The sequence below is a fragment of the Streptomyces sp. NPDC029216 genome, assembly GCF_040648015.1.
GTDB lineage: Bacteria > Actinomycetota > Actinomycetes > Streptomycetales > Streptomycetaceae > Streptomyces.
Map to the genome: position 1 here is coordinate 1 of NZ_JBEZWL010000162.1, position 15,888 is coordinate 15,888.

Consider the following 15,888-nt stretch of genomic DNA (forward strand, 5'->3'; position numbering starts at 1 on the left):
CCAGGACAGCCGCCTGCTGCTGATGGACGAGCCGTTCGCGGCCCTGGACGCCATCACCCGCGACGTCCTGCACGGCGAACTCACCCGCATCTGGGCCGAGACGGGCCTGTCGGTCCTCTTCGTCACCCACAACGTCCGCGAGGCCGTCCGCCTCGCCCAGCGCGTCGTCCTCCTCTCCTCCCGCCCCGGCCGCATCGCGAAGGAATGGACCGTGGACATCCCGCAGCCCCGCCGCATCGAGAACGCGGACGTCGCGGAACTGTCCCTGGAGATCACTGAACACCTGCGTGGGGAGATCCGCCGCCATGGCCAGCACTGACACCACACCCAAGGCCACGGCGAAGGGCGACGACCTGGCCGGCCTGGAGGCCGGCCTCGACGCCCTCGACGCGGTCCAGACGCACCGGACCCCCCTCCGCGAGGTCCTCACCAAGAAGGTCCTGCCCCCGCTCCTGGCCGTCGGCCTGGTCCTGGTGGTCTGGCAGGTCCTGGTCTCGGCGAAGGTCACCGACGAGACCAAGCTCCCCGCCCTGTCCGCGGTGTGGGACAGCCTGTCCGAGATGTGGCTGAAGGGCACCCTCTTCGACATCATCTGGACCTCGGTCTCCCGCGGCCTGCTCGGCTTCCTCCTCGCCCTGGCCATCGGCACCCCACTCGGCCTGCTCGTCGCACGCGTCAAGTTCGTACGCGCCGCGATCGGCCCGATCCTCCAGGGCCTGCAGTCCCTGCCCTCCGTCGCCTGGGTACCCCCCGCCGTCCTCTGGTTCGGCCTCAACGACGCCATGATGTACACGGTCATCCTGCTCGGCGCCGTCCCCTCCATCGCCAACGGCCTCGTGTCGGGCGTAGACCAGGTCCCGCCGCTGTTCCTGCGCGCGGGCCGGACGTTGGGCGCCACCGGCTTCCGGGGCGTATGGCACGTGGTCATGCCGGCCGCCCTGCCCGGCTACGTCGCCGGACTCAAGCAGGGCTGGGCCTTCTCCTGGCGCTCCCTCATGGCCGCCGAGATCATCGCCAGCTCCCCCGACCTCGGCCTGGGCCTCGGCCAGCTCCTGGAAAACGGCCGCAACAACATCGACCTCCCCGGCGTCTTCCTCGCGATCATCCTGATCCTCATCGTCGGCATCGCCATCGACCTGCTCATCTTCAGCCCGGCCGAACGCTGGGTACTGCGCAGCCGCGGCCTCCTGGTCAAGAACTGAGTGCTGAGGTCCCCATGTCCCGAGCCCTCCTGGTCATAGCCCACGGCAGCCGCGATCCGCGGCACGCGGCGACCGTGCACGCCCTCGTCGGGCGGGTCCGGTCGCTGCGGCCGGGGCTGCGGGTGGAGACGGCCTTCCTCGACTTCAACGGCCCGACCGTCTCCCAGGCCCTGGCCTCCCTGTACCTGTCGGGCGTCCGGGAGGTCGTGGCCCTGCCGCTGCTCCTCACCCGGGCCTTCCACGCCAAGGCCGACGTCCCGGCGGTCCTGGCGGAGTCGGCCACCCGGCTCCCGGACCTCTCGGTCCGGCTGGCGGACGTCCTGGGCCCCCACCCGCTCCTGGTGGCCTCCCTGGAACGCCGCCTGGCCGAGGCCGGCGTCGGCCTCACCCCGGCGGACCGCGCGACGACCGGCGTCGTCCTCGCGTCCGCCGGTTCCTCAGACCCGGAGGCGATCGCAGTGATCGCTGAAATCGCGCGGGAGTGGCGGCTCACCGGTTGGTGCGCCGTGCGGCCTGCGTTCGCCTCCGCTGCCCTTCCCCGTACGGAGGACGCCGTCCGCGCCCTGCGCGCGGACGGCGCCCGGCGCGTGGCGGTCGCCCCGTACGTCATCGCCCCGGGCTTCCTCCCGGACCGCATCACCACGGGCGCCCGCGCCGCGGGGGCGGACGCGGTGGCGGAGGTCCTGGGCGCGACCCCGGAACTGGCCCGCCTCCTCCTCCACCGCTACGACACGGCCCCCGCGGCCCGCACCCCGCTCACGGCCCTCACGGCCTGAGGCCGGGCCGCCGCCGCCCGGGCTACGCGCGTCCTTCGGCCTCGTCGGCCACACCGTGCGCGCCCCGGGCCTACCGGGCGGGTCCCGCGGTCCTAGTCCCGCGTCAGCTCGACGAGTTTGAGGACCGTGTTCCAGTTGCGGGTGGTCGCGTCGATGCCCTTGAGGACGGCCGGCTTGTGGAGGGCCGCGCCCAGTTCGGACCGGCCCAGCCCGTCCGGGGCGTAGAGGTAGAGGACGCGGTCGCCCAGCCGGTAGTCCTCCGGGTGGTACGCGGCCGGGTCGAGCGCGGCGAAGCGTTCGGGGCCGGGCGGCTCCGAGAAGAAGGTGGCGTGCAGCTGCCTGCCCTCCAGCTCGGCGGCGGGGAAGGGGCAGGCGTCGGCGACGGCGCGCAGGTACGGGCCGTCGACCACCAGGCACTTCACCGGGAAGCCGAAGTGGTCCTCGATGGCCGCCTCCAGCTCCCGGGCGAGTGCGGCGGGGTCCTGGCCGGTGCTGCTGAAGACGGCGTTGCCGCTCTGCAGGTACGTCTGCACGTCGCCGTGGCCGAGGCCCTCCAGGACGGAGCGGAGCTCCGCCATGGGGACCTTCTTCTTCCCGCCGACGTTGATGCCGCGCAGCAGCGCCGCGTACTTCTTCGCGCGGGTGGAGCTCTTCGTCATGGCCGCACCCTAGCCCGCTGCGGCAAGCGCGGCCTCGATGAGGTCGGCGGCCTGCCGGGTGCCGCCCTCGGTGGCCATCTGTGCCCGGATCTCCTCGGCGCGGACGGCGACCTGGGGGTCGGCGAGCAGTCCGAGGACGGCTGCGCGCAGGGTCGTCGCGTCCGCCTCCTCCATCGGGACGTGCCGGGCCACACCGAGGGAGGCCAGCATGTCGGCGTTGCCGAACTGGTCGACGGCCTGGGGGACCGCGACCATCGGGGTCCCGGTGGCGAGGCCCTCCTGGCTGCCGCCCGCGCCCGCGTGCGTGATGAAGGCGTCGGCCTGGCGGAGGATGTCCAGCTGGGGGACCCAGCGGTGGACCTCGACGTTGGCGGGTACCGTCCCGAGTCCGGCCTCGTCGGTGAACCTGCCGATCTGCAGGACGACGTGCCAGTCGGGGAGGTCCCCGAAGGCCTCGATGCAGGCGCGGTAGAAGGCGGGCTGCTTGGTGAAGGTGGATCCGAGCGAGACGAGCAGGACCTTCTTCCCCTCGGCGGCCGCCGGCCGCTGCCAGGTGCCCTGCGTGGCGCTGCGGTCGCCCTGGCAGGCGCCGACGAAGGTGTGGACGGACTCGTCGACGCGGTCGGCGTTCGGCTGGAGGGCGCGCGGGATCAGCACGAGGCTGCGGCGCGGCCTGCCGACGAAGCGGTCGGAGTCCTCCTCGATGCCGTTCTCGTCGAGCCAGGCGCGGAAGCGGGCGTAGTAGGCCCTGCCGCGTTCGCTCGCGTGCAGTTCGGCGGTCATCGGGGCGCCCACCTCCTCCTCGTAGCCCTCCCAGGCCACCAGGTTCGGGGAGAGGGAGATCGCGGGGACGCCCCAGCGGTGGGCGAGGACGCGGGCCGGGTAGGAGGTGATGTCGTGGAGGACGAGGTCCGGTTCGTCGCCCTCGAAGGCGGCCGCGAGCTGCGGGAGGGCCTGGACGGCGTCGTCCAGGAAGGGTTCGAGGTGGTCGATGAGCTCGGTGCCCCAGGCCTCCGGCTCGTCTTCGGTGGGCAGGACGGACTTCCAGATCACCGTGGTGGCGCCGGTCTCCGCGACCTTCTCGGCGAAGGGGGCGGGGACGGCGTAGCTGACGCGGTGGCCGCGGGCGACGAGTTCCCGGATCACCTCGATGCTCGGGTTCACGTGCCCGTGGGCGGCGATGGAGAACATGGCGATGTGTGCGGCTTCGGCTGAGGTCATGTGATCGACATTAAGCGAGACGATACGTCTCGTGCAATTCAATTCCTCCCGTCGCCCCTGCCCCGCGATGCGAAACTGGGCGCATCCACGACCACCCCGGGGAAGGGCGAGACGCACGCATGGACGAGGCACGGGCCAGGGACGTACTGACACGGGCGGGCCTCACGGGACCCGGACCGCGACCCGCCGAACTGCTCGCCTTCGGCGAGAACGCCGTCTTCGCCCTCGGGGACCTGGTCGTCAAGGTCGGCCGCGAGGCGGGGCTGCTGGAGCGGGCCGAACGCGAACTGGCGGTCGCCGGCTGGCTCGCCGACGCCGGGATCGCGGCGGTGCGCGCGGCCGAGCCGAAGCCGCGCCTGGTGGACGGGCACCCGGTGACGGTGTGGCACCGGCTCCCCGACGCCGTCCGCCCGGCCGGCCCGCAGGACCTCGCGGCGCTGCTGCGGCCGCTGCACGCCCTGCCCGCCCCGCCCTTCGCCCTGCCCGCCCGGGACCTGCTCGGCGGGGTCGAACGCTGGCTGCGGCTGGCCGGGACGGCGATCGACCCCGAGGACGCGGCGTACCTGCGGGCCCGCCGCGACGCCCACGCCGGCGAGCTGGCCGCCCTCACCCCGCACCTGACCCCGGGCCCGATCCACGGCGACGCCCTGCCGCGCAACGTCCACGTGGGCCCGGACGGCCCGGTCCTGGTCGACCTGGAGACCGTCTCGGCCGACCTGCGCGAGCACGACCTGGTGGTGATGGCCCTGTCCCACGACCGGTACGGGCTGCCCCCGGCCGACTACGAGGCCTTCACCGCCGCCTACGGCTGGGACGTGCGCGCCTGGGAGGGCTGCGCCGTCCTGCGCGGCGCCCGCGAAACGGCCAGCTGCGCCTGGGTCGCCCAGCACGCCCCCACCAACCCGAACGCCCTGACCGAGTTCCACCGCCGCGTAACCTCCCTGCGCGACGGCGACCCGCAGGTGCGCTGGTACCCGTTCTAGGGTGCGTGTCGAAAATGCTGCGCTCTGAGAGCATGGCGTGATGGAACGTGCTCGACAGATGGTCAGTTCTGGCTCACCGCTTGAGCCTCAAATCGGGTTTTCCCGGGCGATCCGCAAGGGGAAGCATGTCGCGGTTGCCGGCACCGCGCCCATCGGGGACGACGGGACGACGGTGGGGCAAGGTGACGTTTATGCCCAGACTGTGAGGTGCCTGGACATCGCCGAGGCCGCGCTGAAGGAAGCCGGGGCGTCGCTGGAGGATGTCGTGCGGACACGCATCATGCTCACGGACGTGACTCGATGGAAGGAAGCCGCGCGAGCGCACGGAGAGCGGTTCGCATCAGTCCGTCCAGCCTGCACCTTTGTCGAGGTGCCGCGTTTTATCGACGCCGGCTGGCTCGTGGAGCTAGAGCTCGACGCCATCGTCGACTGACTCGTGAAAGTGCTGGTCACAGCCACTCGTTGATGGCTGAGACGAGGACGGTCGCCTCGTAGCGGACCGCGAGCTCGTCGTACCGCGTCGCCAGGGCGCGGTGCCGGACAGTCGCCGCGCTGCCCGGCCGTGATCACGATCGACATGGGCTTCTGGCCCTGCTCGACAGCCAGGTGCAGCTTGGTGGTCAGGCCGCCGCGCGAGCGTCCGAGCCCCTGGTCCCGGCGGCGGGGCCCTACAGTTGAGGGCATGTCAGACGATCAGCGGCCGGTGACCCTGGACGACGGCGTCGAGATACCCGTACCCGCCCACGGCGAGACGTGGACGGTCGGAGCCGTCATCCTCGACCGGGACGGCCGGGCCTTCGCGCAGAGGCGCAGCCCCGGCCGCCGGCTCTTCCCCGACTGCTGGGACATCGTCGGCGGCCACGTCGAGCCCGGAGAATCTCCGCTGGACGCCCTCGCCCGCGAGGTCGAGGAGGAGACGGGCTGGCGCCTGCGCCGCGTCCGGCGCCTCCTCGGAATCACCACCTGGACCGGTGACGACGGGAACGGCATACGGCACGAGGCCGACTACCTCGTCGAGGTCGACGGCGACCTGGACCATCCAGCTCTGGAGTGGTCCAAGCACACCGCCTACGAGTGGTTCGGCCCCGACGACCTCCCCCGGCTCAAGGAGAACCGGCCCCCGGGGGAACACCTGATCCACGACCTCGTCGCAAGAGCCCTGCACGGGCGCTCGGACCGGGTCTAGTGCGGGAGAGCACTCGCATGAGGCTGCGCCTGACCGTCCACGAGGCCCGGCGGGGTTCGGAGGGGTTTCGGGTGGTCCGGCCGGTCCGGGTGCCGGAGTGCGCCGAACTGTTCGACGATGCCTGGTGGCTGAACGCGTACGTCGACCGGGACGCGGCCCTGCTCATGGCGGGGCTGTGGACCCTGGCGGCCACCTCGCCGCGCTCGCTGATCCACCTGCCCCTGCGCGGGCCCGCCCCGCCCGCGGGTTCCGGCCGGCTGGACCTCGTACTGCTGCACCACTCCCTGCAGTTGGCACCCGCCCGCTGGAAGGACGTGCGCCGCCGGCTCTCCCCGGGCCGGCCCCGGACCGTGGACCTGGTGCTCGCCGAGCCCGCCGAGTCGGAGTACGCGTCCCTGCACCACACGGAGAACCGGGACCGCTTCCACCAGAGCGTCCACGCCGAGACGCTCTTCATGACGGGCAGCGCCGCGGCCTTCCGGCGGGGCGCCGCGGTCTTCCTCGACGTGGCCCGCAACGGCCCCGGGCACGTCGTCGCGCACCCGGACCGCGCCTACCGGCACCGGCACTACTGCCGCACCGTGGACTGCGACGCCCGCTTCCGCGACATCCACGTCGAGTACCGCGAGGCGCCCGCGCCCGAGGACCCACCGCCGCCGTGACCACCACCGGGAGCAATGTGCCGCCCTTCGTCCACCGCATCACCAAGTACGACCCCGCCGACCGCGACCGGCACGGCCACTACACCGGCACCGAGGACACCGTCAGCGACCACGGGCCGGTCGAATCGGCCTACCTGGAGGCGATCGCCGCCTTCGCCGAGGAGAGCGGCGTCGACCGCCTGGCAGTACGCGAGCCCTGCGAGGGCGCTCTCTCCCGCACCCGGGCGCTCGGGCTCTTCCCCGAACGGCTGGAGCGCTCGCCCTACGGCGAGGGCCCCGGGGAAGAGGAGCCGCAGCGACCCGCCGACGAGGGGTTCTGGGCCCAGCTGCGCTGGCTCCTCGCCCTGCGGCGGGCCGTGGTCCTGGAGGAGGGGTACCTCTACAACGCCTCCCGCCGGCACCGCCTCACCGAGGGCACCCTCGATGCGGCACGAGCCCGGCTCACACCCCGTGCCCGGTTGACCGTGTGGCCGGACCTGTCCCCCGACGTCGGCGCGGTCCTCGCCGCCCTGCCCGAGGACGACACGGTGGAACTCATCTGGGAGGACAGTGAGGGGCTGATCACCAGCGTGATCGCCGACGAGTCCGACCACCAGCGTCTGACGGACCTGGTGGCAACCGCCCGAGCCGCGGCCGCCGTGCCCCTGACCCTCGACGGACGTCACCCGCTGCTCACCGCCGTCCTGCCCGACGCCGACGGCATCCTGCGCGCGCGGTGGAGGACCGGGCCCACCGCGAACGACCGGCTCTGGCCCCTCCTGAGCACCCTCCGCTGCCGGCGGACCGGCGAGGTCAGCGCCTGCGGGGTATGAGCGGCCAGGCCGGCTCGACCACGGTCGACGGATCCGCGGTGCGCCGCAGGTAGGCCTGCAACGAGACCGACTGTTCGGCCGCCGCGCGCACCTGGAGGTCGTGCAGGTCCGCCAACGGCATCGCCCCGACGGGCCGGTGCCTCTCGCCCAGGCTCCGCACCACGCGGGCGGCGGCCACCGCGTCCGCCCTCGCGTCGTGCGCCTCGTCGAGCGGGACCCCGTAGTGGGCGCACAGCGCGTGGAGGGCCCGCTTGCCCTTGCGGTACTTGTCCACGTGCTTGTCGATCACCAGCGGGTCGATGACGGGCCAGGGCCCGCCGCCCAGCCGCTCGCTGATCGACTCGACCCCGTGGCGCAGGCACTCCCGGTCCAGCAGCGACAGGTCGTAGCGGGCGTTCATCACCACCAGCGGGGTCCCGAGCCGCAGCCCCTGGGCGACGGCTCCCGCGATCTCCTCGACTGCGGGCGCGGCCGGCGCCCCGTGCGCCCGGGCGTGCTCCGTCGAGATGCCGTGGATCGCCGACGCCTGCTCGGGTATCGCCACCCCGGGATCGAGCAACCAGGTCCGCTGCCCCGACACGGACCCGTCCGGATCCAGCCGTACGACCGCCGCCGTGACGATGCGGTCGGTCTCCACGTCGGTGCCGGTGGTCTCCAGGTCGAAGGCCACCAACGGCCCGCTGAGCCAGCTCATCGGACGGCCCCCGCTCCGGCTCCGGTGCGGGCCGCCGGCCCGCACCGAGGCGTGACCCGGGACACATGCGGTCCGGCCGCCGCGGCCACCCCCGGCTCCGTACCCGTCGTCTCCAGGCCGAACCCGGCCAGCGCTCCCCCGTGCCACGCCTCCATGACGCGCCCCTCCCCCGTGTTTCCGGTCAACGCGTTTCAGCCTGCCACGAGGCACTGACACCCGGCACGGCCGCCCCCGCGTTCCCCCGGGGCCACGGTCAGGACACCGGCCGCGAGTCCTCCCACACCGACTCGAACTCCTCGCGGTAGGTCTGGAACAGCCCGTGGTCGGCGTCCTTCGGGACCCCCCGCCCGCCCCCGCGCAGCACCAGCACCGGCGCCTCCATGCCCCGGGCCCGCCGCAGGTACGACTGGACGACCGCGATGCCCGAGGACTGCCCCTCCACCAGGTAGGCGGTGAAGCGCGGGGTCTCGTCGAAGACGTGGATGTCGAAGCGCGAGGGGTCCTTGAGCCCGGCCCGCACCCGGCGCACGTGCAGGATGTTCATCTCCACCGACCGGCTGAGCTCGCCCTTGCGCAGCCCCAGCTCGCGCTCGCGCCGCTTGACGGCGCTGCTCGCCGGGTTCAGGAACAGCAGCCGCACCCGGCAGCCCGCCTCCGACAGCCGTACCAGCCGGCGCCCCGAGAAGTTCTGCACCAGCAGGTTGAGGCCTATGCCGATCGCGTCGAGCCGCCGCGCGCCCCCGAAGAGGTCCTCCGCCGGCAGCTGCCGCTGGAGCCGCACCCGGTCCGGGTGGACGGAGATGACGTCCGCGTACCGGTCGCCGACCAGGTCCTCGACGGCGTCGATGGGCAGCCGGTCCGCCGAGGGACTGCCGGAGCCCGCGCCCAGCACCTCCAGCAGCCGCGCCGAGGCGCGTTCCGCCTGCTCCAGCACCGCCCGCGACAGGGCCCGGTTGCGGGAGACCACGTTCCGCGTGACCTCCAGCTCGTCGAGCGCCAGCTCGATCTCGCGCCGGTCGTCGAAGTACGGCTCGAAGCACGGCCAGTGCTGGACCATCAGCTCCCGCAGCTGCGGCAGCGTCAGGAAGCTCAGCACGTTGTCGTCGGCCGGGTCGAGGAGGTAGCCCTTGCGCCGGCTGACCTCGCGCACGGCCACCGCCCGCTGCACCCACTCCTGTCCGGCGGGGCCGGCGGCCGCGACCACCCAGTCGTCCCCGCCGTGCACGGGCTCGTAGACGGGCCGTAGTACCGCGCCCACCACCGAGCGCAACCGCTGCTCGATGAGGTTCAGCCAGATGTACGCACGGCCCGCGCGCTGGGCCCGCGTACGGACCTCGCTCCACGCGTCCGTGCTCCAGTCCAGCTCGGCCCCGGCGCGGACCTCCCCGGCCGCCGGCTGGGCCAGCGACACCGCCGCCCCGGCCGCCGCCCCCGGAACACCACCTGGGGCGTCCGCCGGGCCGCCCTCCTGACCGCTGTCACCAGGGGGCAGCTCCAGACCTCCCGAGCTCACTCGTGCACCGCCTTCTGCGTCCGGACGCCCGTCTCCAGTGATCACGGAAGGGTACTCCGCGCGCGCGGCCCGATGCAGCCCGAAGCCGGCCGAGGTGATCCCGCGCACCCCGGTCCGGCCGTCCGTCGCACCATTATGTGATGCCCGGACGGTCTGGAGATCCGCCTATCAGCTCTCCGGTTCACTCGTCAGGAGCATCCCAAGTCCACGCGTGCGGAGTCTCTTTCGGGGAAGATTCGGCAGAGACGTGATCCGCGCCGGATCGACCGGACCAGGATGGAAAGAGTCGTTGCTGATGCAGGTCTGGCCGGGACAGGCGTATCCGCTGGGAGCCACGTACGACGGCGCCGGCACCAACTTCGCGGTCTACTCCGAGGCCGCCCGCCGCATCGAACTGTGCCTGCTGCACGACGACGGTTCCGAGACCGCCGTCGAACTGCGCGAGACGGACGCCTTCGTCCGGCACGCCTACCTCCCCGGGGTGATGCCCGGCCAGCGGTACGGCTTCCGCGTGCACGGCCCGTACGAGCCCGAGCGCGGGCTGCGCTGCAACGCGGCGAAGCTGCTGCTGGACCCGTACGCGCGGGCCATCAGCGGGCGGATCGACTGGGGCGAGGAGGTCTACGGCTACCACTTCGGCCGGCCCGACTCGCGCAACGACCTGGACTCGGCCCCGCACACGATGAGTTCGGTCGTGGTGAACCCGTACTTCGACTGGGCCAACGACCGGCCGCCGCGCCACGAGTACCACCACACCGTGCTCTACGAGGCCCACGTCAAGGGCCTGACCATGCGTCACCCGGACCTCCCCGAGGAGCTGCGCGGCACCTACGGGGCCCTCGCGCACCCGGCGGTCATCGGCCACCTGGTGAAGCTCGGGGTGACCGCGCTGGAGCTGATGCCCGTACACCAGTACGTCAACGACCACCGGCTCGTCAACGACGGGCTGAGCAACTACTGGGGCTACAACACCATCGGCTTCTTCGCCCCGCACAACGGCTACGCGTCCGGCGACCGGGGCCAGCAGGTGCTGGAGTTCAAGTCGGCGGTGCGGGCGCTGCACGAGGCCGGGATCGAGGTGATCCTCGACGTGGTCTACAACCACACCGCCGAGGGCAACCACCTCGGCCCGACCCTGTCCTTCCGGGGGCTGGACAACGCCTCGTACTACCGCCTGGCGGACGACCCCCGGCACTACACGGACACCACCGGCACCGGGAACTCGCTGCTGATGCGCTCCCCGCACGTGCTCCAGCTGATCATGGACTCGCTGCGGTACTGGGTCACCGAGATGCACGTGGACGGCTTCCGCTTCGACCTCGCGGCCACCCTGGCACGGCAGTTCCACGAGGTGGACCGGCTGTCGTCGTTCTTCGACCTGGTGCAGCAGGACCCGGTGGTCAGCCAGGTGAAGCTGATCGCCGAGCCCTGGGACCTGGGCGAGGGCGGCTACCAGGTGGGGAACTTCCCGCCGCTGTGGACCGAATGGAACGGCAAGTACCGTGACACAGTACGGGACTTGTGGCGCGGGCAGCCGCGCACGCTCGCGGAGTTCGCGGGGCGGCTGACGGGCTCCTCCGACCTCTACCAGGACGACGGGCGCAGGCCGCTGGCCTCCATCAACTTCACCACCTGCCACGACGGTTTCACCCTGAACGACCTGGTCTCGTACAACGAGAAGCACAACGAGGCCAACCGGGAGGGCAACCGGGACGGCGAGACCCACAACCGGTCCTGGAACTGCGGGGTCGAGGGCCCGACCGAGGACCCCGCGATCCTGGAGCTGCGCGAACGCCAGATGCGCAACTTCACCGCCACGCTGATGCTGTCGCAGGGCGTGCCGATGCTCAGCCACGGCGACGAGTTCGCCCGCTCGCAGGGCGGGAACAACAACGCCTACTGCCAGGACAACGAGCTGTCCTGGGTGACCTGGCCCGAACCGGGCAAACCCCCGCCCTCGCTGCTGGAGTTCACCCGGCGGATGGTGTGGCTGCGCCGCGACCACCCGGTGTTCCGGCGGCGCCGGTTCTTCCACGGCCGGCCGGTGGAGGGCACGCACGACGAGCTCTCCGACATCGCCTGGTTCACCCCGCACGGCGAGGAGATGCGGGCCCGGGACTGGCAGGCGCAGCACGCGCGGGCGCTGACGGTGTTCCTCAACGGGGAGGCGATCTCCGAGCCCGGCTCGCGCGGGGAGCGGATCACCGACGACTCGTTCCTGCTGATGTTCAACGCGGGCGCCGAGCCACAGGAGTTCACCGTCCCGGCGGGGCACGGCGCGCACTGGCGGCTCGTCGTGGACACCTCGCGGGCGGAGGTGCTGCCACCCGGCACCGGGCCGCAGTACGCGGCCGGCGACCGGGTGGCGCTGACGGGGCGATGCCTGGCGGTGCTTCAGCGGCCCGCGTAGCCGGGTGCCGGGCCCGCGGCCCCCGTCCCCTCGGGGGAGGAGGTCCGCTGGGCCGGGATGAACGCCTTGACGGGCTCCGCGGCGGCGTCGGGGGCCTGGGGCCGGGCCGAGGGCACGCGGGTGACCAGGGCGATCGCCAGGCAGAGCGCCGCCGCCCCCACGGCCACGGCGAAGGCTCCGGCGGGCCCGTACGACTCGGCGAGCCGCCCGGAGACGGCCAGCGCGGCGGCCTGCCCGGCCACCAGCGAACTGGCGGCGAAGGCCATGGACTCGGCGAGCCGGGAGGGCTCCACGACCCGCTCGGTGAGCGCGAACGCGGTGATCAGGTGCGGGGCGTAGGCGGCACCGAGGACGGTCACGACCGCGTACAGCGGCCACAGCGCGTCCGCGAACAGCAGCGGCACCGACAGCACCAGCGCCGCGCCCGTCGCCACCCGCCAGCGCAGCCGCAGCCCGAAGCGGGCCGGCAGCGCCCCCAGCGCGAGGCCCACGGCGGCGCTGACGACCCCCATGGCGGCGTACACGATGCCGGCCTGGCCGGGTACGCCCAACTGGGCGGTGAGCGAGGCGATTCCGGCCTGGCAGGCGCCGAACATGGCGCCCTGGAGGGCCAGGGAGCCCCGTACGGCGTGGACCACGCGCGGCTGCCGGCCCGCCCCGGCCCCCCGGCCGCTCGGCCGCCCGGGGTTCCCGGCCGTGACGGCGGCGGTCGGGTGCAGGGCGTAGGCGGTGCCGAAGACGGCGACGAGGGCGGCCGCGCCGCCGAGGGCGACGGCCGGGTGCAGGGCGAGCGCGGCGAGGCCGACGAGGGCCGGGCCGAAGACGAAGGAGACCTCGTCGAGGGTGCCCTCCAGCGAGTGCACGGCCCCCACCACGCCCTCGCCGGCCTTCGCGCGGTGCGCGAGCGCCACGGAACGGGTCCGGGCGAGCGGCCCGATCAGCGGTACGGAGGCCCCGGCGACGGCGCCGACGGCGGCGAGCGGGACGGTCGCCAGACCCGCGAGGGCCCCGGCGACCAGGGCGGCGGTGGCCACGGCGTTGACCGCCGCCGCGGCCAGGACGACGGGGCGCTGCCCGTGGCGGTCGGCCAGCCGGCCCAGGACGGGCCCGAAGACCACCTGGCCGGCGGAGAGCGTGCCGCCGACGATGCCGGCGGTGGCGAGGGAGCCGCTGGTCTCTGACACCAGCAGGACGCTCCCGAACTGGGACATCGCGACGGGCAGTCGGGCGAAGAACGAGACGAGCGGGAGGAGGGGCCCGGTCAGGGCGATGACGTGTCGGTAGGTGCTGACGCTTGAAGCCACTTGATCAACACTAACGCGCCGCAGTCACCCGGATGCATTGGGTAATGGCACGGAATCGCGCGGGCTGGGTACGTACGTTCTCATGAGCCAGCGGCATTCAATCAGCCAATCGGAATCCGACGTTCAGAAACCCGTCATTCCGGCGTCGACGTACCGTCTCCAGCTGACGCCCGCCTTCCCCTTCGCGGCCGCCGAGGCGGCCGTACCGTACCTCGCCTCCCTCGGCGTGTCCCACCTCCACCTGTCCCCCGTCCTGGAGGCCGTGCCGGGCTCCGACCACGGGTACGACGTCACCGACCACGGGCGGGTCCGCCACGAGCTCGGCGGCGAACGGGGCCTGCGCGCACTGGCGGCGGCCGCACGGGAGCACGGGCTCGCGCTGGTGCTCGACATCGTGCCGAACCACATGGCGGTACCGGCACCGCTGCGGCTGAACCGGCCGCTGTGGGAGGTGCTGCGCGAGGGGCCGGGGTCGCCGTACGCGCGGTGGTTCGACATCGACTGGGAGGCCGGGGGCGGGCAGGTGCTGCTCCCGGTACTGGCCGGGCCCGACGAACGCTACGAGGTGGACGCCGGCGCGGGACTGCTGCGCTGCGGGAACTGGGAGTTCCCGCTGCGCGCCGGGACGGCCGGGCTGCCGCTGCCCGGGCTGCTGGCCGCCCAGTGGTACCGGCCGGCCTGGTGGCGCGAGGCCCGCACCGCGCTCAACTACCGCCGGTTCTTCACCATTTCGGACCTCATCGGGGTCCGGGTGGAGGACCCCGCCGTCTTCGCCGCGACCCACGCCAAGGTGCTGGAACTGGTCCGGGACGGGGTGGTGGCGGGCCTGCGCATCGACCACGTCGACGGCCTGGCCGACCCCGAGGCGTACCTGCGGCGGCTGCGGACCGAGGTGGGCGCCGGCTGCTGGGTGGTCGTGGAGAAGATCCTGGCCCGCCACGAACGCCTCCCCCCGGCGTGGCCGGTGGCGGGCACCACCGGATACGACGCCCTGCACCGGGTGGACGGGGTGTTCACCGACGGGGCGGGCGCCGCCGAACTGGCCCGCGCGTACGCCGAGTCGACCGGTGGCGGCTCCTGGGAGGAGACGGCCTCGGCGGCGGCCCGGGAGGTCCTCACCGGCGACCTGGCGGCCGAACTGGGCACCTTGGAGCGGTGGGCGGGCGACCCGGAAATTTCCCCGGCTGTAAGGGAGTTGCTCATCGCCTCACCGGTGTACCGGACCTACCCGGGCGGGCCGGGCCCGTCGGCGCAGACCCTGGAACGGGCCGCCGCACGGGCCGGGACGGCCGCGGTGGACGGCGTACGGGACCTGCTGCTGCGGAACCCGGCCTTCGCGGCCCGCTTCGCCCAGACCTCGGCGGCCCTGCGCGCCAAGTCCCTGGAGGACCGCGCCTTCTACCGCTGGGCCCCGCTCCTGTCGGCGACGGAGGTCGGTGGGGAGCCGGGCGCCCCGGCGGTGTCGGTGGCGGAGTTCCACGCGTACTGCGCGGAACGGGAACGGGACTGGCCGGCCGCGGGGACGGTCCTGTCCACCCACGACACGAAGCGCAGCGCGGACGTACGGGCACGGATCGCGGTGCTGTCGCAGGCGCCCGGGGCCATGGGGGAGGTGGACGGCTCCGACCCGCAGCTGGCCTGGGCGGCCCGGCAGAGCGCGCTCGGACTGGGCGACGCCCCCGAGCGGGCCCCCCGGCTGGCGGCGGCCCTGCTGAAGACCGCCCGGGAGGCGGGGCTGCGCACCACCTGGACCGACCCCGACGAGGCGTACGAGGCGGGCATCGCGGATCTGGTACCCCCGTCCCGGGTGGAGCTGCCCCCGGAACTGGCGGAGGCGGCCCGGGCCAACGTGCTGGGCATGACCCTGCTGCACCTGGCCATGCCGGGGGTGCCGGAGGTCTACCAGGGCTCCGAGTACGAGTTCCGCGCCCTGGTGGACCCGGACAACCGCCGCCCGGCCACCTTCCCCGCCGAGACCCTGGCCGCCCTGGACGCGGGCACCGCCCCGCTGACCCTCGCGGAGGAGAAGCTCGCCCTGACCGCCACCCTGCTCCGCCTCCGCCGCACCCGCCCGGCCGTGTTCAGGGGCTACGCCCCGCTGACGGCGCACGGCCCGGCCGCGGACCACTGCCTGGCCTTCGCCCGCCCGGGCGGCCTGGTGGCGGTGGCCACCCGCCTCTCCCACCGCCTGGCCCGAGCGGGCGGCTGGCGCGACACCACCCTCCCCCTCCCCCCGGGCGCCTGGCTCCCGGCACACGGCCCCCGCCCCCAGTCCCCGCACGAGGGCGAGGTCCGACTGTCGCGGCTCCTGGGGCCGGGGGCGGTGGCGGTGCTGGTGCGGGCGGGGTAGGGGGGTGGCCGGGTCTCGGTGGGGCGGTCTCAGAGAAGGGTTGGGGTTTTCCCGTCAGTCTCATCGTCCTTCCGCGTCGGGCCGGCCTGTCAAGGGCGCTCCTTCGTCGCGTCGCT

At 73.5% G+C, this 15,888-nt stretch carries 14 protein-coding genes and 2 pseudogenes; 10 read left to right on the forward strand and 6 right to left on the reverse strand.

What is annotated here, in order from left to right; genetic code table 11:
- The 3 genes and pseudogenes from AB0F18_RS33985 to AB0F18_RS33995 form a co-directional block, all read left to right on the forward strand.
- Positions 1 to 319: pseudogene (locus AB0F18_RS33985) on the forward strand (ABC transporter ATP-binding protein); the annotation flags it as partial.
- Positions 306 to 1,202 carry an ABC transporter permease gene (locus AB0F18_RS33990; RefSeq protein WP_362067693.1) on the forward strand — a complete coding sequence of 299 codons (897 nt, stop codon included), beginning with the start codon at positions 306 to 308 and terminating at the stop codon, positions 1,200 to 1,202. The pseudogene AB0F18_RS33985 and the gene AB0F18_RS33990, both read left to right, overlap by 14 nt.
- Before the next feature lie 14 nt (positions 1,203 to 1,216).
- Positions 1,217 to 1,978, forward strand: coding sequence for a sirohydrochlorin chelatase (locus AB0F18_RS33995; protein ID WP_362067695.1), 762 nt, complete (start codon positions 1,217 to 1,219; stop codon positions 1,976 to 1,978).
- Positions 1,979 to 2,070: 92 nt separating this feature from the next.
- Here the strand turns inward: AB0F18_RS33995 and AB0F18_RS34000 are convergent, their stop codons facing one another.
- Complete coding sequence (locus AB0F18_RS34000) at positions 2,071 to 2,637, reverse strand: DUF1697 domain-containing protein (RefSeq protein ID WP_362067697.1); 567 nt, start codon at positions 2,635 to 2,637, stop codon at positions 2,071 to 2,073.
- A gap of 9 nt (positions 2,638 to 2,646) precedes the next feature.
- The gene (gene mgt / locus AB0F18_RS34005; RefSeq protein ID WP_362067699.1) at positions 2,647 to 3,858 is read right to left on the reverse strand and encodes a macrolide-inactivating glycosyltransferase; all 1,212 of its coding nucleotides are present in this window, start codon (positions 3,856 to 3,858) and stop codon (positions 2,647 to 2,649) included.
- A gap of 119 nt (positions 3,859 to 3,977) precedes the next feature.
- Between mgt and AB0F18_RS34010 the strand changes: the two genes are divergently transcribed.
- Complete coding sequence (locus AB0F18_RS34010) at positions 3,978 to 4,841, forward strand: aminoglycoside phosphotransferase family protein (protein WP_362067701.1); 864 nt, start codon at positions 3,978 to 3,980, stop codon at positions 4,839 to 4,841.
- Positions 4,842 to 4,881: 40 nt separating this feature from the next.
- Positions 4,882 to 5,274 carry a RidA family protein gene (locus AB0F18_RS34015; protein ID WP_362067703.1) on the forward strand — a complete coding sequence of 131 codons (393 nt, stop codon included), beginning with the start codon at positions 4,882 to 4,884 and terminating at the stop codon, positions 5,272 to 5,274.
- Between the two features lie 104 nt (positions 5,275 to 5,378).
- Here AB0F18_RS34015 and AB0F18_RS34020 read toward each other — a convergent pair.
- A pseudogene (locus AB0F18_RS34020) lies at positions 5,379 to 5,501 on the reverse strand (IS5/IS1182 family transposase); the annotation flags it as partial.
- 22 nt (positions 5,502 to 5,523) lie between these two features.
- Between AB0F18_RS34020 and AB0F18_RS34025 the strand changes: the two are divergent.
- Genes AB0F18_RS34025 through AB0F18_RS34035 form a run of 3 tightly spaced genes read left to right on the forward strand, consistent with a single transcriptional unit; the run spans position 5,524 to position 7,501 of the window.
- A complete protein-coding gene (locus AB0F18_RS34025) occupies positions 5,524 to 6,027 on the forward strand; it encodes an NUDIX domain-containing protein (protein WP_362067705.1) in 504 nt (167 codons plus the stop codon).
- A 17-nt stretch (positions 6,028 to 6,044) separates the two neighbouring features.
- Positions 6,045 to 6,689 (forward strand): hypothetical protein, encoded by a 645-nt coding sequence (locus AB0F18_RS34030; RefSeq protein WP_362067707.1) that lies wholly within the window; start codon positions 6,045 to 6,047, stop codon positions 6,687 to 6,689.
- A complete protein-coding gene (locus AB0F18_RS34035) occupies positions 6,686 to 7,501 on the forward strand; it encodes an RNA-binding protein (protein WP_362067709.1) in 816 nt (271 codons plus the stop codon). The genes AB0F18_RS34030 and AB0F18_RS34035 overlap by 4 nt, the downstream gene beginning before the upstream one ends.
- On the opposite strand, the gene AB0F18_RS34040 is transcribed toward AB0F18_RS34035, so the two are convergent.
- Both AB0F18_RS34040 and AB0F18_RS34045 read right to left on the reverse strand, forming a co-directional pair.
- Positions 7,482 to 8,195: a 3'-5' exonuclease gene (locus AB0F18_RS34040; protein WP_362067710.1), complete on the reverse strand. Its 714-nt coding sequence runs from the start codon at positions 8,193 to 8,195 to the stop codon at positions 7,482 to 7,484. The genes AB0F18_RS34035 and AB0F18_RS34040 overlap by 20 nt on opposite strands.
- 253 nt (positions 8,196 to 8,448) lie before the next feature.
- Positions 8,449 to 9,708 carry an SAV2148 family HEPN domain-containing protein gene (locus tag AB0F18_RS34045; protein WP_362067712.1) on the reverse strand — a complete coding sequence of 420 codons (1,260 nt, stop codon included), beginning with the start codon at positions 9,706 to 9,708 and terminating at the stop codon, positions 8,449 to 8,451.
- 295 nt (positions 9,709 to 10,003) lie between these two features.
- Between AB0F18_RS34045 and glgX the strand changes: the two genes are divergently transcribed.
- Positions 10,004 to 12,118 carry a glycogen debranching protein GlgX gene (gene glgX / locus AB0F18_RS34050; RefSeq protein ID WP_362067714.1) on the forward strand — a complete coding sequence of 705 codons (2,115 nt, stop codon included), beginning with the start codon at positions 10,004 to 10,006 and terminating at the stop codon, positions 12,116 to 12,118.
- On the opposite strand, the gene AB0F18_RS34055 is transcribed toward glgX, so the two are convergent.
- Entirely contained in the window at positions 12,103 to 13,422 is a 1,320-nt protein-coding gene (locus AB0F18_RS34055; RefSeq protein WP_362067716.1) for an MFS transporter, read from the reverse strand. The genes glgX and AB0F18_RS34055 overlap by 16 nt on opposite strands.
- Positions 13,423 to 13,504: 82 nt before the next feature.
- Between AB0F18_RS34055 and treY the strand changes: the two genes are divergently transcribed.
- On the forward strand, positions 13,505 to 15,772 hold the full coding sequence (gene treY / locus AB0F18_RS34060) for a malto-oligosyltrehalose synthase (protein WP_362067718.1): 2,268 nt from the start codon (positions 13,505 to 13,507) through the stop codon (positions 15,770 to 15,772).
- Positions 15,773 to 15,888 lie beyond the last annotated feature (116 nt).